The sequence below is a fragment of the Cryobacterium luteum genome (assembly GCF_900110125.1).
Lineage (GTDB): Bacteria > Actinomycetota > Actinomycetes > Actinomycetales > Microbacteriaceae > Cryobacterium > Cryobacterium luteum.
This window is the reverse complement of sequence record NZ_FOCN01000008.1, coordinates 26,289-47,461: the sequence shown is the minus strand read 5'-3', so window position 1 is coordinate 47,461 and position 21,173 is coordinate 26,289. Positions and strand designations below refer to the sequence as shown.

Here is a 21,173-nt window from a genome sequence, read left to right as displayed (position 1 = left end):
GGACTCCCGCCTAGGCTGGAAGCATGCACAAGCGAGAGCCGATCTACCAGGTCGCCATCGGGGCCGGTCGCGCCCTGTTCGGCGTGCTCCGGGTGCGCCCGGCCGTGACCGGTCTCGAACGCCTGCCGGTCTCAGGCGGCGCCGTGCTCGCCATCACCCACTTCGGCTATCTCGACTTCGCCCTGGTCGAGTGGGTCACCTGGCGGCACAACCGGCGGCACATCCGTTTCATGGCCAAGAAGGGTGCCTTCGACCAGCCACTGGTCGGACCCCTGCTGCGCGGCATGAAACACATCTCGGTCGACATGGACAGCGGTCACGAAGCCTACGCCCAGGCCGTGACGGCCCTGGTCAGCGGTGAACTGCTCGGTGTGTTCCCCGAGGGCGGCGTCAACGCCTCGTTCACCGTGCGCGAACTCAAGTCGGGCGCGGTGCGCATGGCGCAGGCCGCGAACGTACCGATCATCCCGGTCGCCGTGTGGGGCGGGCACCGGCTGATGACCAAGAACCACCGGTCGCGTCTGCGGGAGCGCATGGGCGTGCCGGTCAGCATCCGTTTTGGTGAGCCCATCCGAGCGGATGCCGCTGCCGCCGTGGACGACGTCGCTGCGGCCACGCTGAGGCTGCACGACACCCTGCAGCGCCTCGTCGACGCGGTGCAGACGGAGTACCCGGTGCCGGGCGCCGGCCAGTGGTGGCAACCCGCGCACCTCGGCGGCACCGCGCCGACCCCCGAACAGGCTGCGATCGCCGAAGCCGAGCGTCGCCGCCGCAAGGCTGCCGCGAAGTCGGCTGCGGAGAAGTAGCCTCGCGGCTCAACGTGGCCCGCACCCTGGGCGCCGACCGCAGCGAGCTGCCACTTTTGGCCCCTTGACGGCCCGCCAGGGGGCCGAAGTTGGCACCTCGGTGCGCCCGAGACGAGTTAGACGGCGAAGCCCGGTACCCGGTAGGTGCGCTCGTGGTAGAGCAGTGCCTCATCGTCGGTGCCCATGCCGCCGCCCTCGATCTGCACGACGACCACGGCGTTGTTGTGCACCGACACCCGTTCCACGATGCGGCCGATCATCCAGCTGGTGACGCCGTGCAACACCGGGAGCCCGTAGGGTCCCGGCTGCCAGTGCTCGCCGACGAATCGGTCGGCGTGCGGGCCGGCGAGTTTCTCGGCGACGCGGCGATTGTGGGCACCGAGCATGTGGATGACCACGCGGTCGGCGGCGGCGATCGCCGTCCAGGAACTCGCCGACCTGGCCATGTTGAACGTGGCGAGGGGGGGAACCGCGGACAGTGACGCCAGGGAGGTGGCCGTGAAGCCGACCGGGGTGCCATCGGGCGCGAGGGTCGTTATCGCCGCGACGCCGGCGGCATGGCGGCGAAAGGCGTGCTTGAACGCGGCCAGGTCGTCGGGAGCGTTGGGATCGGCGTCGAGCCGGGGCGCTGCGGGCAGGGCGATCGCGGGCCCGGTCGCGACGGCGGGCACAGGCAATACGGGCACAGCGGTGACGGCGGGCACGGGGGTTACGGAGGGTTCAACGTTTCTTTGCATACTCAACCAACAATCTCTTTCAGCATCAGCCTATTCCCGCGCGCGGATTGTGACGCGGGTTCACGGATAGGCTGGGGCACGATGATTCAGACTATTGACCTTCGCGGGAGCGAGCCGACACCGGCCGAGCTTCTGGCTTCCGTTCCGCGCGCCCTGACCAGCGTCGCCGTCGCCTCCGATATCGCGGCCGAGCTCATCGCCGACGTGCGTGAGCGCGGCGGAGTGGCCCTGCTCGACCAGGCCGAGCGCCTCGACCGGGTGCGCCCCGGCCAGGTGCGAGTACCCGCGAGCCACATCATCGACGCGGTCGCCGCACTCGACCCGGCCGTGCGCACCGCGATCACCGAGACCATCCGCCGGGTGCGCCTGGCCAGCGCGGCGCAGGTGCCCGCGCACGTGACCACCACGATCGAAGCCGGGGCCACCGTCACCCAGCGCTGGCAGCCGGTGAATCGGGTCGGCCTCTACGTTCCCGGCGGCAAGGCCGTCTACCCCTCGAGCGTCGTCATGAACGTCGTGCCGGCTCAGGTCTCCGGGGTGCGGTCGATCGCGCTCGCCTCGCCGCCGCAGAGCCACTTTGACGGTCGCGTGCACCCCACCATCCTCGCCGTCGCCGGTCTGCTCGGTGTCGACGAGATCTACGCGATGGGCGGCGCCGGAGCCATCGGCGCCCTCGCCTACGGTGTCGACGATATCGGCCTCGAGCCGGTGCAGATCGTCACCGGCCCCGGTAACGTCTACGTCGCCGCCGCCAAACGACTCATTCGAGGGCAGGCCGGCATCGATTCCGAGGCCGGTCCCACCGACATCCTCGTGATAGCGGATGCTGACGCCGACCCGCTGCTGATCGCCGCCGACCTGGTCAGCCAGGCCGAGCACGACGAACTCGCCGCCGCCGTGCTGGTGACGGATTCACCCGAACTCGCCGACGCCGTCGCGGCGCGACTGATCGTGCTGGCGGCATCCACTACCCACAGCGAACGGGTGAGCGTTGCTCTGCGCGGACGCCAGTCCGCGATCGTACTCGTCGACAACCTGCAGGTCGCGGCCGCGTTCAGCAATGCCTTCGGGCCGGAGCACCTCGAGATTCAGACGAGCGATCCCGACGCGGTGCTCGAAACGATCGAGAACGCCGGGGCCATCTTCCTCGGGCCGTATTCTCCGGTGAGCCTCGGCGACTATGTCGCCGGTTCCAACCACGTGCTTCCCACCGGGGGACAGGCCCGGTTCTCCTCCGGCCTCGGCGCCTACACCTTTCTGCGACCGCAGCAGGTCGTGCGCTACAGTCGCGAGGCGTTGCAGGGTGTCGCCGGCCACATTGCCGCCCTCTCCAACGCCGAGGCCCTGCCGGCGCACGGCGACGCCGTCACGGCCCGGTTCGCCGCCGACCGCTAGGCTGGCAGCACCATGTTCTGCCCGTTCTGTCGCCATCCAGATTCCCGAGTCGTCGACTCGCGTACGAGCGACGACGGACTGTCCATTCGCCGCCGTCGGCAGTGCCCCGAATGCGGGCGCCGGTTCAGCACTACCGAAACGGCGAGCCTGAACATCATCAAGCGCAGCGGCGTGGTCGAACCGTTCAGCCGCGAGAAGATCGTCTCCGGCGTGCGCAAGGCCTGCCAGGGGCGGCCCGTCACCGACTCCGATCTGGCCATGCTGGCCCAGAAGGTCGAGGAAACCATCCGCCAGACCGGTGCTTCCCAGGTCGACGCCAACGACATCGGCCTGGCCATCCTGCCGCCGCTGCGTGACCTCGATGAGGTCGCCTACCTGCGGTTCGCGAGCGTCTACCAGGGCTTCGATTCCCTCGACGATTTCGAGAGCGCCATCACCCAGCTGCGCACCGAGCACAGCAATCGTTCCAAGACCCGCACGACCGCGGATGCCGCTTCGGCCGGCACCATTCCCACCGCCACCAGCACCCCGAAAGCGTAGGCGTAGGGCCCGATGTATCCGCTGTTCTTCAAGCTCGTGCTCACCCGGATCGATCCGGAGCGCGCCCACCACCTCGCCTTCACCGTCATTCGGCTGCTGCCGACTCTGGGACTCGGGCGTCTCGTGCACCGGTTCACCCGCCCTCGCACCGACCTCAGCGTGAACACCCTCGGCCTGCATTTCTCGTCGCCGTTTGGCGTCGCGGCCGGTTTCGACAAGGACGGCGAGGCCGTGCTCGGCCTCGGCCAGTTGGGTTTCGGTCATGTCGAGGTGGGCACGCTCACCGCGCTGGCCCAGCCCGGTAACCCCACCCCGCGTTTGTTTCGCTTCGTGGCCGACCGCGCGGTCGTCAATCGCATGGGCTTCAACAACCACGGGGCCGACGCCGCTGTCGCCCGGCTGACCCGGGTGCGCACCGTGGCCGGACGCCCGGTGCTCGGCATCAATATCGGCAAGAGCCGCGTCACCGCCGTCGAGAACGCCACGGCCGACTACCTGCGCAGCGCGCAGATCCTTGCCCCCGTGGCCGACTACCTCGTGGTCAACGTGAGTTCACCCAACACCCCAGGCCTGCGTGGACTACAGGAACTCGACCAGCTCGCACCGCTGCTGACCGCGGTCAAGGGCGCCGCCGGCGCCACCCCGTTGCTCGTGAAGATCGCCCCCGACCTCGAGGATGTGGAAGTTACACGCATCGCGGCTCTCGCCGTTGAGCTCGGCCTCGACGGCATCATCGCCACCAACACCACTCTTTCGCGCAGCGGCCTGAAAACGGATGCCGCCACCATCGCCGCCGCCGGAGCCGGCGGCTTGTCCGGCGCCCCGCTGCACGCCCGGTCGCTCGCCGTTCTGCAGCAGATTCGCGCCGTCGTGCCCGCTGAATTCTGCGTCATCTCTGTCGGCGGTGTGGACACGGCCGAGCAGGTGGCCGAACGTCTCGCGGCGGGAGCCACCCTCGTGCAGGGCTATACGGCATTCCTCTACCGTGGTCCGCTCTGGGCTCGCCAAATCAATCGCGGGCTCGACCGTCTGCGCTCCGCCCGCTGACGAATCCGGCCACGAGCCACCGGGCTGCAGGCCGGCCGAGCTGCGCATGCCGTCAGCGGAGGGTTCCCTCCCATTCTGGACATCCGTTCGAAACAAAGTCGAACTGGAACCGATACATGCCACGCCTAAACTGCCACTTCCGGGCCCGTCGTACGGCTCGACAGCATCCGCAGACCGGCGGTTCACCCCCCACAGCAGCTGCATCCCCGCAGCGCCGTGCACGCACGAGAGGAATCCCGCAATGACACCATCCAGAGGCTTGTTCAGTCGTCGATCGGCGACCCGGGTGGTGCGCGGCGTCGCTATCGCAGCCGTCCTGACGCTCTCCCTGGCCGCGTGCGCGGGCAGCGACACGGAAGAGGCCGGGGCAAACGAAGCCGCATCATTCGGGGATGCGAGCGTTCAGTTCAGCTGGATCAAAAACGCCGAGTTCATGGGCGAATACCTCGCCGACGAGAACGGATACTTCACCGAGGCCGGCTTCGACTCCGTCGACATGATCGAAGGGCCCGCCTCGATCGAAGCTGCGGTCATCTCGGGCAACGTCGACATGGGTATCGGCAACGCAATCTCGACCGGCACCATCATCGCCAATGAGGGTGCCCCGTTGAAGATCATCGGTGCGACCTACCAGAAGAACCCTTTCACCATTCTTTCGCTGGCCGATAAGGGCAACATCGCGGCCCTCGACGATCTGAAGGGCAAGACCATCGGCGTGCAGGCCAGCAACCTCAGCCTCTGGGAGGCCTTCCTCGAGATCAACGACATCGATGAGGACTCACTGACCACCCTTCCGGTGCAGTACGACCCGACCCCACTGTTCAACGGGGAGGTCGACGGCTGGTTCTCCTACCTCACCAATGAATCCATCGACGCGGAACTGCTCGGACTCGACCCGGTCAACCTGCCGCTGGCCGACTTCGGCCTGCCCTTCGTGGCCGAGACCCTCACGGTCACCGACGACGCGATCGAAAACGACCGGGATAAGCTCAAGGCCCTGCTGGTGGCCGAGATTCGCGGGTGGACCGACGCGATCAACGACCCCGAAGCCGCCGCCAAACTCACGGTTGACACCTACGGGCCCACCTTCGACCTCACGATCGAGAAGGAGACCCGCCAGGCCGAGATCCAGTCCGTCGATCTCGTCGTGAGCGCAGACACGCTCGCCAACGGACTGTTCTCGATCAGCTCCGAGCTGCAGCAGCAGAGCATCGACACGCTCGCAGCGACCGGCCTCACGATCACGGCCAGCCAGCTGTTCGACATGACCCTGCTCGACGAGGTCTATGCCGAAAACCCCGACCTGCTCGCCTACAGCAAGTAGCAGCAGAACCCTGGCCGGGCATCCGCTGGAACGCCTCGAGCGTTCCAGCGGATGCCCGGCCGGAACCTAAACTGGTCACCTGCCCAAAAATATTCCCGCAGACCCGCCAGCGCTGAGGAGCGAACCACGTGAGTAGTACTGATGCCGGCGTTCGCGACGCGGTGGTCGACCAGGACACCGCTGGCCAGACCGGTGGCACGGGTCTGCACATCTCCGGGTTGCACAAGGTGTTCCCGGTGGGGCGCAAAGAGGTCGTCGCCCTCGACAACGCCAACCTGCACACCGACAAGGGCAGCTTCCTGTCGCTCCTCGGGCCGTCCGGCTGCGGCAAATCCACCATCCTGCGCATTCTGGCCGGCCTGGAAGCGCCTACGAGCGGCACCACCCGGGTCGATGGCAAGAGCCCGCAGCAACTGCGGCAGGGACATCAGCTCGGCATCGCCTTTCAAGACTCCGCCCTGCTGCCCTGGCGCAGTGTGCGCGCCAACATCCGCCTCCCGTTCGAGGTCGCCCGCGTTCCCGTCGACGAGGCGTACATCGATGAACTGATCGCCCTCGTCGGCCTGCAGGGATTCGAGAAGGCCAAGCCCGCCCAGCTGTCCGGCGGCATGAAGCAACGGGTGTCGATTGCCAGGTCACTCGTACTCAAGCCCTCGGTGCTGCTGCTCGACGAACCCTTCGGCGCCCTCGACGATATGACCAGGCAGCGGCTCAACCTCGAGCTGCTGCGTATCTGGACGCAGAAGCCCGCCACGACCCTCATGGTCACCCACGGCATCGCCGAGGCCATCTTCCTCTCCGACCACGTCGCGGTCATGAGCGCCCGCCCCGGCCGGGTCAAGGAAGTCATCGACGTCGACCTCCCGCGGCCCCGGCTGCCCGAGATGATGCGGTCACCCGAATTCCACGCCCTGCACGACCGCGCCTCCGACCTGCTGTTCAGCGATGCCGCCGCCTCGGGCGACGACCGGTGATCCGCAATCAGCTGCGCGCCCTGCCCGCCTGGGCGACCGGCCTGATCGGGGCCGCGATCGTCGTGGCCCTGTGGTGGATCGGAGCCGTCACCGTGTTCGCCGACGTCGGCTCGATGCCCGGCGGCGCGGTACCGACCCCGCTCGATGTGCTCGTGCAGCTCGTCAGCGACGGGCCGGCGTTCTACCTGCCCCACGTCAGCGTCACCATACTGGAAGCGCTCATCGGCTTCGCCTGGGGTAACGGGTTGGCACTGGCCCTCGCCGCGCTCGTTCTGCTGCTGCCACGCATCGAAAAGATTGCGATGCAGGTCGCCGTCATCACCTATTGCATTCCGATCGTGGCAATCGGCCCGATCGCCTACATCGTGATCGGGGCGCCGAGCGCGGGCGACCCGGCCGGAACGGCGGTCTTTCTTGCCGCCATATCGGTGTTCTTCACCACGGTCATCGGGTCGCTCGTCGGCCTCAAGGCAGCGGATGCCGCCAGCCTCGACCTCATCACCGTCTACGGCGGCAGCAGATTCACCCAACTGCGCAAGGTGCGCCTCATCGCCGGGCTGCCCAGTGTGCTGACCGCCCTGCAGGTCGCCGCGCCGGCCGCCTTCATCGGGGCCATCCTGGGGGAGTACCTCGGCGGGGTCAGCCGCGGGCTGGGCATCGCCATGCTCGTGGCCGGGTCAACGGCCAACGTGGACCGCGTGTGGAGCCTCGCGCTCGTCGCCGGCGTCACCGCGGGGCTCGGCTACGCGATCTTCGCCGTCGTGCTGCGGTTCGCGACACCGTGGACGACCGGACGGAACAATCGATGAGCTTTACCCGGATAGCTCTCATAACGGTCGCGCGCGGCCTGCGAACCGGACTCATCACCCTGGTGCTGGTTCTGGTCGCCTGGCAGGGCCTGCTCCTGCTGCTCGACATTTCGCCGTTCCTGGCCAAGGGACCCCTCGACGTGTGGACCTGGCTCGTGACGGTCCCCGATGCCGCCGACAATCGGGCCCTCATCCTGGGCAACCTCGTGGTGACCCTCGGCGACGCTTTTCTCGGTTTCGTGGCCGGTCTCACCTGCGCCCTGCTCCTCGCCGTGCTGTTCACGCTGTCGCGGGGCATCGAGCACGCCCTCATGCCCATCGCCCTGCTGCTGCGATCGGTGCCGCTCGTGGCCCTCGTGCCGATCATCAGCCTCATCACCGGACGCGGCCTCACGACAGCCGTGGTGATGGGGGCTATCGTCGTGTTGTTCCCGGCACTCGTGAACATCGCGTTCGGGCTGCGTTCGAGTTCACCGCAGATCGGCGACGTGATCACCGTCTACGGCGGCAGCGCGTTCACGACACTGCGCAAGGTCGCGCTGCCGAGTTCGCTGCCATCCTTCTTCGCCGCGGTGAAGATCTCGGTGCCGGGGGCGATCACCGGGGCGCTGCTGGCCGAGTGGCTCACGACCGGCCAGGGACTCGGAAACTCCATCGTCGCCGCTGTCGCGAAGGTGCAGAATTCCGAGGTGTGGGCATCCGTCGTGGTGATCACCATCGTCTCCCTCGCCCTCTACGGCCTGGCCCAGGTGGTCGAGAACCTGGTCCTTCGACGCATGAGCATGGAGCAGAGCACCGCGGGCTGACGCAGCCCCGGGATTGGTCTCTGGTGTACAGGCGACCGGGCTTACAGCAGACCGTGCTCGGCGAGTTGGTTGGCGAGGCTCGATCCGTCTGGACCGTAGACCCACGGTGCCTCAGGGCCGCCCTCGATCAGCACGGCGTCGCGTGAGCGCCCGCCGGCGAGCACTGCTTCGCTCGGGGACAGCTGGCGGATGGCCACGGCCGCGACGCTGCCCGGATAGTCACGCTGGAAGTCGCTGTAAATGGCTTCGTCGTGCTGGCCGTCGTCGCCGATGAGAATCCAGCGCATGTTCGGAAATTGTTCGGCGAGCCGGCGCAGGTTATCCCGTTTGTGGGCGCTTCCGCTGCGGAACCAGCGGTCGTGGGTGGGGCCCCAGTCGGTCAGCAGCAGCGCCCCGGCCGGGTAGAGGTTGCGGGAGAGAAAGCGCGACAGTGTCGGGGCCACGTTCCAGGCACCGGTGGAGAGGTAGATCACCGGGGCTCCCGGCGTGTTCGACGCCAGTCGTTCCAGAAAGACAGCCATGCCGGGCGTCGGTACCCTGGCATGCTCGTCGAGCACGAAGGTGTTCCAGGCGGCGAGGAGCGGGCGGGGAAGTGTGGTGACCATCACGGTGTCGTCGACGTCGGAGACGATACCGTAGCCGATCGTGGGTGCCACGATGAAGAGGGGCGCTTCGACGACGGCTGAGGATTCGGTGTGCAGCTGGGCAGCGTGCCACCCGGCCGGCAGTGACACCAAAACGACGGTGTCGACGACCCCGCCCCGATCCGCCTGCACGCGATGGGTCTGGCCGCCGATCTCGATGGTGACGGTCACGTCGTTGACCGGAACGCTGGTGAAGCTGCGCCATCCACGAATGCCGGCGTCACGGCCATCCGCTCGGGGCCGCTTCTGACGTTTCGAGGGCTTTTCGGGCTTGGCCAGGAGTACCCGACAGAGGATGCGCACCCAGGCGGTCGAGCCGTAGCCGGTGTAGGGAATGACGGTCGGCTGGTATCCGCGGCGGCGGGCGGAATGCTCACGGCGGTCATGCAGCCAGTCTTCGATGCGGGCCGCGCGGTGCATGATTCGCTCGGGACTGGGAGCACGCGGCGTGGCGTCTGGAGACTCTGGCACTCCTTCATTCTGCCACGTTGCTGTGCATCCCCCGATCAGCCCCGTGGGATTGGGGTTTTACCCCGTAGGATGGTGACGTATCTTCAAGGGGGATAAATGTCGCTTGGTGGCCTATTGGGTGAAGAGACCGGTGCAGCACTGCAGCAGGTGCGCACCGAGCCGATTCAGCAGCGCAGCGCTGCACGTCTGTCCGGTCTGCTCGATGCGGCTGCCGCCGTCGTGGACGAGGTCGGTTTTGACCGCATCACGACCGCGATGATCGCGGAACGTGCCGGTGCGTCCATCGGTACGGTGTACCGCTATTACCCCGACCGGGTCGCCGTTTTACACGCCCTGCACGAGCGTGCCGTGGTGCGCTTTCGCCAGCGCGTCGTCGACGAACTCGGCTCGAGCTCCCTCACCTCCTGGTGGGACGCGGTGGACTGTGTCGTGACGGCTTTCGTCGGCCTGTACCGCTCCGAACCGGGCTTTCGCATCGTCAACTTCGACGACCGGGATGGCGCTCCCAGCGCCGACGCTGTAGCGGATGCCGACTTCTTCGCGCGTCGCCTCGCTGATGTCCTCGTGAACGAGTTCGACCTGCCGGCCGGCGACGAACTGATCTTCCGCCTCGAAGTCGCCGTTGAAATGGCGGACGCCCTGCTTGCCCGGGCCTTTCACACCGACCCGGTCGGTGAGGAGCGGTTCATCGCCGAGTGCCGTCTCGTGCTGCGCAACTACCTCGACGGGTTCTACAGCCCGCACGCCCTGGGCCTTCTCGCCGCCGCCTCCTGATCATCGCTCACCGCCGGGCGCCCCACCGGGGTGCCCGGCTTTCTCGTCGGTGGAGGGCTGTGTTCGCTGCTGGATAAATCTTTTTGCGCAATCTGTTTTGCCTGTCGCCGCGAATAGTGATTGGGTTAGCATCTGCTGTGTGTTGACCCGACCCGACCCGAGGAGCGCGCCACCAGGATGATCGAATTCCACTCGGTGACCAAACGTTTCCCCGACGGCACCATCGCCGTGGACGACTTCAGCCTCGTGGTGCCCTCGCACAAGACCACCGTGTTCGTGGGTACCTCCGGGTCGGGAAAGACGACGCTGCTGAGAATGATCAACCGCATGGTTGACCCGACGAGCGGCTCCATTGACATCGACGGGGCCGACATCGGCACCCTGGAGCCGGTCAAGCTGCGGCGAAGCATCGGCTACGTCATGCAGAACTCGGGGCTGCTTCCCCACCGCAAGGTCGTCGACAACGTCGCTACCGTCCCCATGCTGCGGGGAATGCCCAGGAAGAAGGCCCGCGAGCAAGCGCTCGCGCTGCTCGACACGGTCGGTCTCGACCGATCTCTCGCTGAGCGCTATCCGAGCCAGCTATCGGGCGGTCAGCAGCAACGAGTCGGCGTGGCTCGCGGGCTCGCCGTCAACCCCAATATTCTGCTCATGGACGAGCCATTCGGTGCGGTGGATCCGATCGTGCGCGCCGAACTTCAGCAGGAGCTGCTGCGGCTGCAACGCGAACTCGGCAAGACCGTGGTCTTCGTCACCCACGACATCGACGAAGCCTTCCTGCTCGGCGACCAGGTGGTCATCCTGCGCACCGGGGGCAAGGTTGCCCAGGTCGGCTCCCCGGCACAAATTCTCGCGAACCCGATCGACGATTTTGTCTCTACCTTCGTCGGCGCCGAGCGTGGCAAACGCTCCCTGCACGTCGAAAACCACGGCAATGGCAACATTGTCGTCGACGAAACCGGGCGCCTGGCCGGGGTCCTCGTCGCATCACAATCAACGGCAGCGACTGCATCGGGTTCCGAGTCAAGGGCCGGTCCGCGCGGACCGGGTGCTTCGGTGCAGGGTGGGGATTCGCGGTGACCTGGATCTGGTCGAACCTGGACCTCATTTGGGATCGCACGTTCGATCACCTCATCCTCAGCGTGCCCTCGATCATCCTGAGCTTCGTGATCGCGCTTCCGTTCGGCTGGCTGGCGTATCGCTACCGGTCGAGTCGCGCGGTCATCCTCACCACGGTCGGGTTGCTCTATGCAATTCCGTCGCTGCCCTTGTTCATCGTGCTGCCCTTTATCGTGGGCACCAGCATCCGCTCACCGCTGAACCTGATCATCGCACTCACCCTGTATGGGGTTGCCCTGATGGTGCGGGTGGTAGCCGATGGGCTCGGTTCCGTCGACCGGGACGTGCGCCAGTCCGCGACGGCCGTCGGCTTCTCGGGCTGGTCCTCCTTCTGGCGGGTCGAGTTGCCTCTGGCCGGCCCCGTGTTACTGGCCGGTCTGCGCGTTGTGGCAGTCAGCACCGTGAGCCTCGCCACCGTCGGTGCCGTGATCGGCGCGCAGAGCCTCGGCAGCCTGTTCACCGACGGCTTCCAGCGCGGAATTGAGGCGGAGATCATCGTGGGCATCGTCGCCACCGTGCTGCTCGCCCTCGCCCTGGACGCGGCGCTTGTGCTGCTCGGACGCCTGCTGATGCCGTGGACCCGGCGCAGCGCGATCGGCGTCACTGCCCGCCCCGCCCCCGTCATCAGGGAGGTTGCGGCGTGACTTTTCTCACCGAAACGCTGGCCTGGCTGCTCGACCCCGCGCACTGGGTCGGAGCCGGTGGAATTCCCACGCGCCTGGCTCAACACTTGCTGTTCACTCTGGTGACCCTTGTCGTGGCCGCGGTGATAGCCGTGCCGATCGGCTTCCTCATCGGGCACACCGGTCGCGGTCGCGGGCTGGCCGTGGCCATCTCCGGCGCATTCCGCGCAATTCCCACCCTGGGACTGCTCACCCTCGTCGCCCTCTGGGTCGGCATCGGTCTGAACGCGCCGTATGTGGCGTTGACCGTTCTCGCTATTCCGCCCATTCTGGCCGGCGCCTACACCGGCTTCGAAGCCATTGATCGAAAAATTATCGATGCTGCCAGAGCGGTCGGCATGTCCGAGATGCAGATCGTGCTCAAGGTCGAGCTGCCGCTCGGGCTTCCCCTGCTGATCGGCGGCCTACGCTCCGCGACCCTGCAGGTGGTTGCCACGGCCACTCTCGCCGCCTACATCGCAGATTTCGGCCTGGGTCGTTACCTCTTTGAGGGTCTGCGAATTCGCGATTACGGTGAAATGCTCGGCGGTTCCATCTTGGTGATCCTGCTCGCGATCGTCTTGGAGGGCCTGTTCGCCCTCGCACAAAAATTGGTCGTTCCCCGTGGTGTCACGGCGGGGCGCCCCACAGACATACCGGGCGGATCATCCCGATCCCGCCCGGTGATGGAACTCACCATCGAGGAAGGAAACAGTCATGTTCGCAATGAATAGAGGCCGGCTCACGCTCATCGGCGCCGTCGCGGTTGGGGCCGTCGTAGCCCTTGCAGGGTGTGCGTCGGGGGACCCCCTGGCGGAACCGTCGAATAGCGCCGCCGCCGACACCATCGTGGTCGGATCTCAGGCGTACTACTCCAACGAGATCATCGCAGAGATCTACTCCCAGGCACTCGAAGCCGGCGGATTCACCGTCGACCGGCAGTTCCAGATCGGCCAGCGCGAGGTGTACCTGCCCGACATCGAGGCGGGCAAGATCGACGTCTTCCCCGAGTACAGTGGAAGCCTCCTCCAAGCCCTCGACAAGGAAGCAGTCGGCGGTACCAGCGACGAGACCTACGACGAGCTGCAGGCCGCCCTGCCCGACAACCTGCGGGTTCTTGACAAAGCCGACGCCTCCGACCAGAACTCCTGGACCGTCACCGACGCTTTTGCGAGCCAGTACGGCCTCACCGACATTGCCTCGCTCACCAAGGTCACCGAACCGATCACCGTGGGTGGCAATTCTGAGCTTGAAACCCGGCCCTACGGGCCGACTGCCCTGAAAGAGAAATACGGCATCAACATCGCCGGCTTCGTTCCGGTTGAAGACAGCGGCGGACCGCTGACCCTTAAGGCCCTCGTCGACGGTGATATCCAGCTCGCCAATATCTACACGGCCGACCCGAACATCAAGACCAACAATCTGGTCGCCCTCGCCGACCCCGACGGACTGTTCTTTCCGGACAACGTCGTGCCTGTCGTCTCCGAGAAGGTGGATGACAGTGCGGCAGCGATTTTGAACAAGGTCAGCGCGGCCCTGACGGCCGACACACTCGTGGACCTGAACTCACAGAGCAAGAACGACCAGCTGTCGGCCGACAAGATCGCAACAACCTGGCTGACCCAGGAAAAGCTCCTTTAGTCGACGTCGGCCTACGCCGCGAACAAAATGAATGCCGGCCCGGCCAAGAGCACCACCGACACGGTGAGTGCTCCGGCCGTGGCCGAATAGCGCAGCGGTACGGCCGGGTTCACCAGCCGCGCCACGCGCGGCATCACCTGCTGCGCCGCATGCTCGGGCGCTGCCACCGGGCCCTTCTCGGTGAGTGAAGCGGATGCGGCGGCGCGCGCCGTCGCATCCGCTTCACCGAGAGAGGGGGCGGCGAAACCGGCCAGCGCGAAGCCGGTGAGGGCGATCGCGCGGGCCAGGGTGTGATCGTCTACTACGCGGCGGGCGTGATCGTCCGCAAGCATCTCCACCAGCAGCGCGACAGCATTCTCGGCGCGATTGGCGATGGGAAACCACGGCAGGGCGCTGTGCCAGCTCTTGAAGGCGAGCAAGACCAGATGGTGCTGCTGCACGAGGTGAGCTTGCTCGTGGGCGATGACCGCGCGCACCTGTTCCGCATCGAGCAGGCGCAGCAGGCCGTTGGAGAGCACGGTCGCTGAGTGACCCGCTCCGGGCAGGCAGTACGCGACCGGGGCCGGGTGGTCGATGACGCGCATGCCCGGTTGTCCGTGCAGCGGATCGCTCAGCAGCGCGATGAGGGTGTGGTGACGGCGCCGCTGGCGCTCGGCCCGCACGAACGTTGCCAACAGGTTCAGCAGCAGGTGCGTGCCGAGCAGAATGGCCGCTCCGAGCGCGAGCACGTGGCTGACGCTCGTGCCGACCGGAAGGGTTCCGGCCCGCAGGTCGCCACTGAGGGCGCTGACACCAGCGCCGAGATTGGCCCCGAAAGGAACGAGGCCGTAGAGCAGCAACGAGCCGATCATAGACAGTCCGCCCGACAACGCGATGGCCTGCCACAGCACGAGGGCCACGCCGGGGGAGCGTGCCGGCCAGCCGGCGCGAGCCAGGGCCAGCGGGACCGGCCAGGCCAACAGCAGGGCGATGACGCCGAGCAGGGCGGCGGCGGTGATCACGGGGAGTGCTGGCTGGCCCGGGTGGGTCAGTCGTTGTCGACGGTCGCCGTGCCGAGCAACTGGCGCAGGGTTTCTGCCTCCTGCGGGGTGACACCGCCGATGAAGCGCACGAGGGCCGCGTGGCGATCGGGCACCTGACCGAGTACCTCGTGCATGAGGCCGGCCGTGTGGGCGGCCCGGCTCATGGCTGCGGTGTAGGCGTGCGGGCGCACAGTGCGATCGCGGGTTACGAAGCCTTTGCCCTCGAGCCGGGACAGCACGGTCAAAATGGTGGTCGTCGCCAATGGCTTGGCCGGCCGCTCCGAGATCCGGGGGTTGATCAGGGCATCTTTGAGCTCGTTGGCCGTCAACGAGGTCGGGGAGTCCCACAGGACATCCATCATCAGCCTCTCGAGCACACCCAAACTTCCCATGTTGTGTACAGTACGCTGCGAAACTGTGATTTCTACGAGTTGTAGAAGAGTAGTGTTCTACGTAGCGTAGAAAAGTCAGCGCGCGTAACACAAACTTGCTGGAGGGCACATGAACGAGTGGTTGGATCCTTTACTCCTCTCACGGTGGCAGTTCGGTCTCACGACCATTTACCACTTTCTCTTCGTCCCACTCACCATTGGAATGGCCCTCACGGTCGCCATCTTCCAAACGGCGTGGGTACGCACCGATAAGGCCAAATACCTGCAGCTGACGCACTTCTTCGGCAAAATCTTTCTGATCAACTTCGCCATGGGCGTCGTGACCGGCATCGTGCAGGAGTTCCAGTTCGGCATGAACTGGTCGGACTACTCGCGCTTCGTCGGTGACGTCTTCGGCGCCCCGCTCGCATTCGAGGGCATCACCGCATTCTTCCTGGAGGCCACGTTCATCGGCCTCTGGATCTTCGGCTGGGACAAACTGCCCAAAAAGATCCACCTGGCGACCATCTGGCTCACCGTGATCGGCTCGATCACCTCGGCCTACTTCATCCTCGCGGCGAACGCGTTCATGCAGAACCCGGTCGCGTTCGAGATGAACGCCGAAAAGGGTCGCGCTGAACTCACCAGTATCGGTGAGCTCCTGACGAACCCGATCGTGCTGGCATCCTTTCCGCACACGATCTTTGCCTGCTTCATGGTCTCGGCCGGCCTGATTATCTCGGTCGCCGCCTGGCACCTCGCCCGCAACCAGCACTTCGAAACCATGCGGCCGGCGCTTAAGTTCGGCATGTGGATGATGATCATCGCCGGAATTCTCACGACGGTATCCGGCGACCAGCTCAGCCTGATCATGACCGAAGTCCAGCCGATGAAGATGGCCTCGGCCGAGGCCATGTACGTCACCGCGACCGGTGCGAACGCCTCGTTCTCGATCTTCACCCTCGGAACCCCCGACGGTGTGAGCGAGCTGTTCTCGGTGCGCATCCCATACCTGCTCTCGTTCCTGTCGACGCACACAATGGACGGAACCGTCGAGGGAATCAACAACCTGCAGGCACAGTATGTCGACGTCTACGGCCCCGGCGACTACACCCCGACCATCTGGATCACCTACTGGTCCTTCCGCTGGATGATCGGCCTCGGCCTCGCCCACATGCTGGTGGCTATCGCCGGCCTGTTCTTCACCCGCAAGAATGCCGCCAAGCCGGCCCGCCCGTGGATGTGGAAGGTCGCCATCTGGAGCTTCCCGATGTCGCTGCTCGCCATGAGCGTCGGCTGGACCTTCACCGAAATGGGCCGCCAGCCCTGGATTGTGTTCGGACTCATGCGCACCGAAGACGGCATCTCGCCCGGCGTGACCGGTCTGGAAATTCTGATCTCGCTGATCGTCTTCACCCTGCTCTACGGAATTCTCGCGGTGGTCGAGTTCAAGCTCATCCTCAAGGCCGTTCAGAAAGGCCCGGACGATGCTCCGGTTCACGATGCTGAATCCGGCGTCGCCAAGCAAGCTGTCACGGTCTACTAGAACGGTTAGCAGGAATACAAGATGGATCTCACAATTCTCTGGTTTTGGATCATCGCCGCGTTGTTCATCGGGTACTTCGTACTCGACGGCTTCGACTTCGGGGTTGGCATGTCCCTGCCGTTCCTCGGCAAGGATGACACCGATCGCCGCGTTCTCATCAACACCATCGGTCCGGTCTGGGACCTCAACGAAACCTGGGTCATCGTGGCCGGCGCGGCCCTGTTCGCGGCCTTCCCGGAGTGGTACGCCACAATGTTCAGCGGGTTCTACCTGGCCCTGCTGCTCATCCTGGTCGCACTGATTTTGCGCGGTGTCTCGTTCGAATACCGGCACCAGCGCCCCGAATCCACCTGGAAGAAGTGGTTCGACGGCATGATCATCGTCGGCTCGGCCGTACCGGCCCTGCTTTGGGGTGTGGCCTTCGCCAACGTCGTTCGCGGCGTGAAGCTCGATGCGGACCACGACTACATCGGCACGTTCTTCGACCTGCTCAACCCCTACGCTCTGCTCGGTGGCGTCACCACGTTGCTGCTGTTCTTCGTGCACGGGGTGGTGTTCATCTCGCTCAAGACCGAGGGCGACATTCGCGTTCGAGCACGCAAACTGGCCACCAAAGCCGGAATCGTCACGATCGTCGTCGCGGCCAGCTTTCTGGCCTGGACGACCCTCGCCTACGGCACCCTGGCATCCACTCTTTTCGCCGCCCTTGCCGCTGTCGCACTGATCGCATCGTTCCTGGCCAACCTGCGCGGCGCCGAACGGCTCGCTTTCGGCTTGATGGCCGGCACGATCGCTTTCGCCGTCCTCACCCTGTTCGCGTCGCTCTTCCCCGACGTCATGCCGGCCAGCAACGACCCGGCGAACAGTCTCACCATTGCCAACGCCTCCTCGTCGTCGTACACGCTCGGCGTAATGAGCTGGACCGCACTGATCGGGATGCCCGTCATCCTGCTCTACCAGGGCTGGACCTACTGGGTGTTCCGCAAGCGCATCGGCCGGGCCCACATCGAGGTCGCCGTACACTAAAGCAGTGCGCCCCCTGGATCCTCGCCTTCTTCGTTACGCCTCGGCAGCGCGCCGGTTTCTTCTGATCGGTGCGCTGCTGGGTTTCGCACAAACCCTTGTCGTGATCGCGTTCGCCTGGCTGCTGACCCGGGCGATCACCCTCGCGATCGCTGGACAGTTCGTCGGCGAGATCATTCCGACCCTGGCCGCTTTGGCCGGGGTCGTTGTGCTGCGATCGGTGCTCATCTGGCTGCTCGAACTCGCAGCCAATCGCGGCGCCGCCCAGGTGAAGAGCCAGTTGCGGGCCCTCGTCCTGGCCAAGCTGGCAGACCGAGGCCCCGACTGGGTCGCGTCCCGGCAGAGCGCACGCCTCTCCACCGTCGTGACGACCGGTCTCGACGCGCTTGACAACTACTTCGCCCGGTATCTGCCACAACTGCTGCTGACCGTGATCGCGACCCCGATCCTGATCGCGGTCATGCTCTGGCAGGACCTCGGCAGCGGTCTCACCGTGCTCATCGTGCTGCCGGTCATTCCCGTTTTCATGATTCTGATCGGCCGGGCCACCCAGTCGGTGCAGCAGGAACAATGGCAGGCGCTGCAACGCCTCTCCACCGGATTCCTCGACGTGGTCGGCGGGCTTGGAACCCTCAAGATCTACGGCCGGGAACGGCGCCAGTTCGATCGCATCCGTTCCATCACCGAGGAATATCGCACCCGCACCATGAAGGTGCTGCGGGTATCCTTCCTGAGCGGCTTCGTGCTTGAACTCGCCGCGAGCCTCTCGGTCGCCATCATCGCCGTGTCGATCGGTCTGCGACTCATCGACGGCGCGCTGCTGCTCGGCGTCGGCCTGTTCGTTCTGCTGCTCGCCCCGGAGGCGTTTCTGCCGTTGCGCCAGGTGGGCGCACAATTCCACGCCGCGGCCGACGGCCTCGCCGCCGCCGAAGAACTGTTCGCGATTCTCGACGACGAGGCCGTGCCGGCAGCGACTGCACTTTCGTCAGCGCTTTCGACGGTGCCTCCGACAGCGGATGCCGCGGGCGCTCGCACCGCTGCTCCGGTCGAGCAGCTCGGCCCCCGTCCCGGTTCCGGGTCGGGGGCGCTCCGCCTGGCGGGCGTCTCGGTACTGCGTGGCGACACCATCGTGATCGACCGGCTGCACGCAGAATTTGCCCCCGGCGAGCTGAGCGTCGTGCGCGGCGTGAGCGGCGTCGGCAAATCCACCCTGGTTGCGGCCCTCCTCGGTTTTGTGCCGGTGACCGGCGAGCTCAGTCTCGGCGGCGTGGCCGTACCGGCCGGGCCCGGGCGGCCGTGGCTCGCCTGGGCCGGCCAGAAGCCCGGCCTCTTTCGGGGAACGGTGGCCGAGAATGTGGCGCTCCGCGCGGCATCCGCTGACCCGACGGTGCCCGATCAGATGGCACCATCGCGGACGGTACCCGACCCGGTCCTGATCGCACAGGCGCTGCTCTGGGCTGGTGCCGCTGACGTTTCGCCCGCTACGGTGCTGGGGGTGAACGGTGACGGCCTGTCGGGCGGTCAGGCGCAACGCGTCGCAGCAGCCCGGGCAATCTACCGTGCGCTCGCGAACGATTGTCACGTGCTGATTCTGGACGAACCGAGCTCGGCGCTCGACGCCGCCGCGGAAGCCGGTCTGCTGGCCGGGCTCCGCCGCCTGGCCGACCAGGGGCGCGTCGTGATCGTCGTCAGTCACCGTTCGGCCGTTGCGGCCGAGGCCGACCACGAGATCGAATTGCAGGAGCTGATTCATGTCTGACTCGATGCCGGGCGCGGCGGCCCGCGACGTGTTGCGCCTCGCCCAGCCGCGCCCGCGCTGGTTTACCCCGGGACTGATCGCGGGCATCGGGAGCGCCGTCATGGCCGTGGCACTGCTGGCCTGCTCGGCCTGGCTGATCACCCGCGCGGCCGAAATGCCGTCGCTGGCCTTTCTCGGGCTGGCCGTCGTCGGGGTGCGCGCCTTCGCCATCTTTCGGTCGGTGTTGCGCTATCTGGAACGGTTGACCAGCCACGATGCGGCGTTCCGGCAGCTGGCCGAACTGCGGCTGGGTATCTTTCGACGCATCGTTCCGGTCGCCCCGGCCGGGCTCGCGAGCACCGGACGCGGCGACCTGCTCACCCGCCTGGTGCGTGACGTCGACGACCTGCAGGACCTGCCGCTGCGCGTCGTGCAGCCGCTTCTCGTGGCCGCTCTGACCGCCCTGCTGAGCGTTATCGGCATCTGGCTGATCGTTCCGGCCGCCGGCCTCACCCTGCTCGTCTGCCTGCTGCTCGCCGCAGTTCTCGGAACGATCCTCTCCGGCAGACTGGCGGCCACGGCCGACCGCGAGCTCGCACCGCTGCGCGGAGCCCTCGCCGATGAAGTGCTCGAGGTCATCGAGAACCTGGACGTGCTCACCGCCTTCGACGCCCTGAGCCCGCGCCTGGCTCAGCTCGCTCGCACCGATGCGCGCCTGCGCCGCGCCACTCTGCGCCGGTCGGTCGGGGTGGGCGTACAGTCCGCCGTCGTCTCGCTGTTCGCCGGTCTTGCGACACTCGGCGCGCTCTACTTCGGCATCCCGGCGCTCGGTACCGGCGGCGGGCTGCTCAGCCCCAACCTGCTCGCCCCGACCCTGGTCGTGGCCGTACTGGTACCCATGGCCGTGTTCGAGGTCTTCGGCATGATTCCCCTCGCCGCGTCGGCCTGGCGTCAGGTGCGGGTGAGCGCGCGACGCGTGGCTGATGTCGTGCCGGCTTCCCCGCCCGCTGAGATTCCGGTCGACATCGAAAATTCGTTGGCGCTGCCTGAGTACGACCGGGATGAGTTCGTGCTGGAACTGACCGACGTCGGCGCGCACTGGCCAGGCCAGACGGAACCCGGCGTGGCCGGCGTGAGCCTGCGCCTGGCTCCGGGTGACCGCGTGCACCTCGCCGGGCCGAGCGGCGCCGGAAAGACCACTCTCGCCCAGGCCCTCGTTCGGTTTCTCGACTACACCGGGTCGTATCGGCTCGGCGGGGTCGAGGCACGGCTGCTCGCCCAAACCGAGGTGCGGCGCATGGTCGGACTGTGCGAGCAGCGACCGTGGTTGTTTGACGACAGCATCCGTCAGAATCTGCTGTTCGCCCGCGATACCGCCACCGACGCCGAGCTTCTGGCGGTGCTGGCCCGAGTCGGACTGGCCGACTGGGCCGCGCAGCGCGGCGGCCTCAACGCCCGTGTCGGCGAGCGTGGGGCGCTCGTCTCCGGGGGGCAGGCCCAGCGCATCGCGCTCGCGCGGGCGCTGCTCGCCGACTTTCCGGTGCTCATCGTCGACGAACCCACCGCCAACGTCGACACTGCAGGGGCGGATGCCCTCGTGCGCGACATCCTCACCGCGGCGGCCGACGCCCACCGCGCGGTGCTGCTCATCTCGCATACCCCCGTGCCCGACGACCTCATCACCAGCCGCGTGACCATGCCGTTCCGCGGGTGAGCAGCCGCAG

21 protein-coding genes are annotated in these 21,173 nt (G+C 66.5%); 17 read left to right on the top strand and 4 right to left on the bottom strand.

Features of this window, described 5'->3' with window-relative positions; translation table 11 throughout:
* Positions 1–23: 23 nt before the first annotated feature.
* Entirely contained in the window at positions 24–806 is a 783-nt protein-coding gene (locus BMW72_RS09815; protein WP_092110047.1) for a lysophospholipid acyltransferase family protein, read from the top strand.
* 116 nt (positions 807–922) lie between these two features.
* Here BMW72_RS09815 and BMW72_RS09810 read toward each other — a convergent pair whose 3' ends face one another.
* A complete protein-coding gene (locus BMW72_RS09810) occupies positions 923–1,444 on the bottom strand; it encodes a flavin reductase family protein (protein ID WP_241984060.1) in 522 nt (173 codons plus the stop codon).
* 180 nt (positions 1,445–1,624) lie between these two features.
* Here BMW72_RS09810 and hisD point away from each other — a divergent pair, with 180 nt between their 5' ends.
* The 7 genes from hisD to BMW72_RS09775 all read left to right on the top strand — a co-directional run bounded on the left by hisD (position 1,625) and on the right by BMW72_RS09775 (position 8,438).
* Positions 1,625–2,938, top strand: a complete 1,314-nt coding sequence (gene hisD, locus BMW72_RS09805; protein WP_092110043.1) for a histidinol dehydrogenase — start codon at positions 1,625–1,627, stop codon at positions 2,936–2,938.
* 12 nt (positions 2,939–2,950) lie between these two features.
* Complete coding sequence (gene nrdR, locus BMW72_RS09800; protein ID WP_092110042.1) at positions 2,951–3,478, top strand: transcriptional regulator NrdR; 528 nt, start codon at positions 2,951–2,953, stop codon at positions 3,476–3,478.
* A 12-nt stretch (positions 3,479–3,490) separates the two neighbouring features.
* On the top strand, positions 3,491–4,525 hold the full coding sequence (locus BMW72_RS09795; protein WP_092110040.1) for a quinone-dependent dihydroorotate dehydrogenase: 1,035 nt from the start codon (positions 3,491–3,493) through the stop codon (positions 4,523–4,525).
* A gap of 241 nt (positions 4,526–4,766) precedes the next feature.
* Positions 4,767–5,849 carry an ABC transporter substrate-binding protein gene (locus BMW72_RS09790; RefSeq protein ID WP_092110038.1) on the top strand — a complete coding sequence of 361 codons (1,083 nt, stop codon included), beginning with the start codon at positions 4,767–4,769 and terminating at the stop codon, positions 5,847–5,849.
* Positions 5,850–6,010: 161 nt separating this feature from the next.
* Positions 6,011–6,823 (top strand): ABC transporter ATP-binding protein, encoded by an 813-nt coding sequence (locus tag BMW72_RS09785; protein WP_092110223.1) that lies wholly within the window; start codon positions 6,011–6,013, stop codon positions 6,821–6,823.
* Entirely contained in the window at positions 6,820–7,632 is an 813-nt protein-coding gene (locus BMW72_RS09780; protein ID WP_241984052.1) for an ABC transporter permease, read from the top strand. The genes BMW72_RS09785 and BMW72_RS09780 overlap by 4 nt, the downstream gene beginning before the upstream one ends.
* Complete coding sequence (locus tag BMW72_RS09775) at positions 7,629–8,438, top strand: ABC transporter permease (RefSeq protein WP_092110035.1); 810 nt, start codon at positions 7,629–7,631, stop codon at positions 8,436–8,438. Before BMW72_RS09780 ends, BMW72_RS09775 begins: the two co-directional genes overlap by 4 nt.
* A gap of 41 nt (positions 8,439–8,479) precedes the next feature.
* Here the strand turns inward: BMW72_RS09775 and BMW72_RS09770 are convergent, their stop codons facing one another.
* On the bottom strand, positions 8,480–9,502 hold the full coding sequence (locus BMW72_RS09770) for an App1 family protein (protein WP_092110033.1): 1,023 nt from the start codon (positions 9,500–9,502) through the stop codon (positions 8,480–8,482).
* Between the two features lie 147 nt (positions 9,503–9,649).
* Here BMW72_RS09770 and BMW72_RS09765 point away from each other — a divergent pair, with 147 nt between their 5' ends.
* From BMW72_RS09765 to BMW72_RS09745, 5 genes are all read left to right on the top strand, one after another.
* Complete coding sequence (locus BMW72_RS09765) at positions 9,650–10,327, top strand: TetR/AcrR family transcriptional regulator (protein WP_092110030.1); 678 nt, start codon at positions 9,650–9,652, stop codon at positions 10,325–10,327.
* A gap of 177 nt (positions 10,328–10,504) precedes the next feature.
* Positions 10,505–11,407 carry an ABC transporter ATP-binding protein gene (locus BMW72_RS09760; protein ID WP_092110028.1) on the top strand — a complete coding sequence of 301 codons (903 nt, stop codon included), beginning with the start codon at positions 10,505–10,507 and terminating at the stop codon, positions 11,405–11,407.
* Positions 11,404–12,090, top strand: coding sequence for an ABC transporter permease (locus BMW72_RS09755; RefSeq protein ID WP_092110026.1), 687 nt, complete (start codon positions 11,404–11,406; stop codon positions 12,088–12,090). Before BMW72_RS09760 ends, BMW72_RS09755 begins: the two co-directional genes overlap by 4 nt.
* Positions 12,087–12,842: an ABC transporter permease gene (locus BMW72_RS09750; RefSeq protein ID WP_092110024.1), complete on the top strand. Its 756-nt coding sequence runs from the start codon at positions 12,087–12,089 to the stop codon at positions 12,840–12,842. Before BMW72_RS09755 ends, BMW72_RS09750 begins: the two co-directional genes overlap by 4 nt.
* Complete coding sequence (locus tag BMW72_RS09745) at positions 12,826–13,749, top strand: ABC transporter substrate-binding protein (protein ID WP_241984053.1); 924 nt, start codon at positions 12,826–12,828, stop codon at positions 13,747–13,749. Before BMW72_RS09750 ends, BMW72_RS09745 begins: the two co-directional genes overlap by 17 nt.
* 11 nt (positions 13,750–13,760) lie before the next feature.
* Here the strand turns inward: BMW72_RS09745 and BMW72_RS09740 are convergent, their stop codons facing one another.
* Both BMW72_RS09740 and BMW72_RS09735 read right to left on the bottom strand, forming a co-directional pair.
* Positions 13,761–14,750 carry a M56 family metallopeptidase gene (locus tag BMW72_RS09740; RefSeq protein ID WP_092110022.1) on the bottom strand — a complete coding sequence of 330 codons (990 nt, stop codon included), beginning with the start codon at positions 14,748–14,750 and terminating at the stop codon, positions 13,761–13,763.
* A gap of 26 nt (positions 14,751–14,776) precedes the next feature.
* Entirely contained in the window at positions 14,777–15,163 is a 387-nt protein-coding gene (locus BMW72_RS09735) for a BlaI/MecI/CopY family transcriptional regulator (protein WP_092110020.1), read from the bottom strand.
* A 109-nt stretch (positions 15,164–15,272) separates the two neighbouring features.
* On the opposite strand from BMW72_RS09735, the gene BMW72_RS09730 reads away from it, so the two are divergent.
* The 4 genes from BMW72_RS09730 to cydC are packed head-to-tail and all read left to right on the top strand — an operon-like array spanning position 15,273 to position 21,163.
* Positions 15,273–16,688 (top strand): cytochrome ubiquinol oxidase subunit I, encoded by a 1,416-nt coding sequence (locus BMW72_RS09730; RefSeq protein WP_092110018.1) that lies wholly within the window; start codon positions 15,273–15,275, stop codon positions 16,686–16,688.
* Positions 16,689–16,709: 21 nt separating this feature from the next.
* Positions 16,710–17,714, top strand: a complete 1,005-nt coding sequence (cydB, locus tag BMW72_RS09725) for a cytochrome d ubiquinol oxidase subunit II (RefSeq protein WP_092110016.1) — start codon at positions 16,710–16,712, stop codon at positions 17,712–17,714.
* A gap of 4 nt (positions 17,715–17,718) precedes the next feature.
* Positions 17,719–19,470: a thiol reductant ABC exporter subunit CydD gene (cydD, locus tag BMW72_RS09720; protein WP_092110013.1), complete on the top strand. Its 1,752-nt coding sequence runs from the start codon at positions 17,719–17,721 to the stop codon at positions 19,468–19,470.
* Positions 19,463–21,163 (top strand): thiol reductant ABC exporter subunit CydC, encoded by a 1,701-nt coding sequence (cydC, locus tag BMW72_RS09715; protein ID WP_241984054.1) that lies wholly within the window; start codon positions 19,463–19,465, stop codon positions 21,161–21,163. The genes cydD and cydC overlap by 8 nt, the downstream gene beginning before the upstream one ends.
* The last annotated feature ends 10 nt before the right edge of the window (positions 21,164–21,173 follow it).

Excerpts from the sequence above, each read along its gene's own strand:
- nrdR (WP_092110042.1), top strand. The coding sequence starts at position 2,951 with ATGTTCTGCCCGTTCTGTCGCCATCCAGATTCCCGAGTCGTCGACTCG.
- BMW72_RS09790 (WP_092110038.1), top strand. The coding sequence starts at position 4,767 with ATGACACCATCCAGAGGCTTGTTCAGTCGTCGATCGGCGACCCGGGTG.
- BMW72_RS09760 (WP_092110028.1), top strand. The coding sequence starts at position 10,505 with ATGATCGAATTCCACTCGGTGACCAAACGTTTCCCCGACGGCACCATC.
- BMW72_RS09730 (WP_092110018.1), top strand. The coding sequence starts at position 15,273 with ATGAACGAGTGGTTGGATCCTTTACTCCTCTCACGGTGGCAGTTCGGT.
- BMW72_RS09815 (WP_092110047.1), top strand. The coding sequence starts at position 24 with ATGCACAAGCGAGAGCCGATCTACCAGGTCGCCATCGGGGCCGGTCGC.
- BMW72_RS09775 (WP_092110035.1), top strand. The coding sequence starts at position 7,629 with ATGAGCTTTACCCGGATAGCTCTCATAACGGTCGCGCGCGGCCTGCGA.
- cydB (WP_092110016.1), top strand. The coding sequence starts at position 16,710 with ATGGATCTCACAATTCTCTGGTTTTGGATCATCGCCGCGTTGTTCATC.
- BMW72_RS09745 (WP_241984053.1), top strand. The coding sequence starts at position 12,826 with ATGTTCGCAATGAATAGAGGCCGGCTCACGCTCATCGGCGCCGTCGCG.
- hisD (WP_092110043.1), top strand. The coding sequence starts at position 1,625 with ATGATTCAGACTATTGACCTTCGCGGGAGCGAGCCGACACCGGCCGAG.
- cydC (WP_241984054.1), top strand. The coding sequence starts at position 19,463 with ATGTCTGACTCGATGCCGGGCGCGGCGGCCCGCGACGTGTTGCGCCTC.
- BMW72_RS09795 (WP_092110040.1), top strand. The coding sequence starts at position 3,491 with ATGTATCCGCTGTTCTTCAAGCTCGTGCTCACCCGGATCGATCCGGAG.
- BMW72_RS09770 (WP_092110033.1), bottom strand. The coding sequence starts at position 9,502 with ATGCACCGCGCGGCCCGCATCGAAGACTGGCTGCATGACCGCCGTGAG.
- BMW72_RS09735 (WP_092110020.1), bottom strand. The coding sequence starts at position 15,163 with ATGGGAAGTTTGGGTGTGCTCGAGAGGCTGATGATGGATGTCCTGTGG.
- BMW72_RS09765 (WP_092110030.1), top strand. The coding sequence starts at position 9,650 with ATGTCGCTTGGTGGCCTATTGGGTGAAGAGACCGGTGCAGCACTGCAG.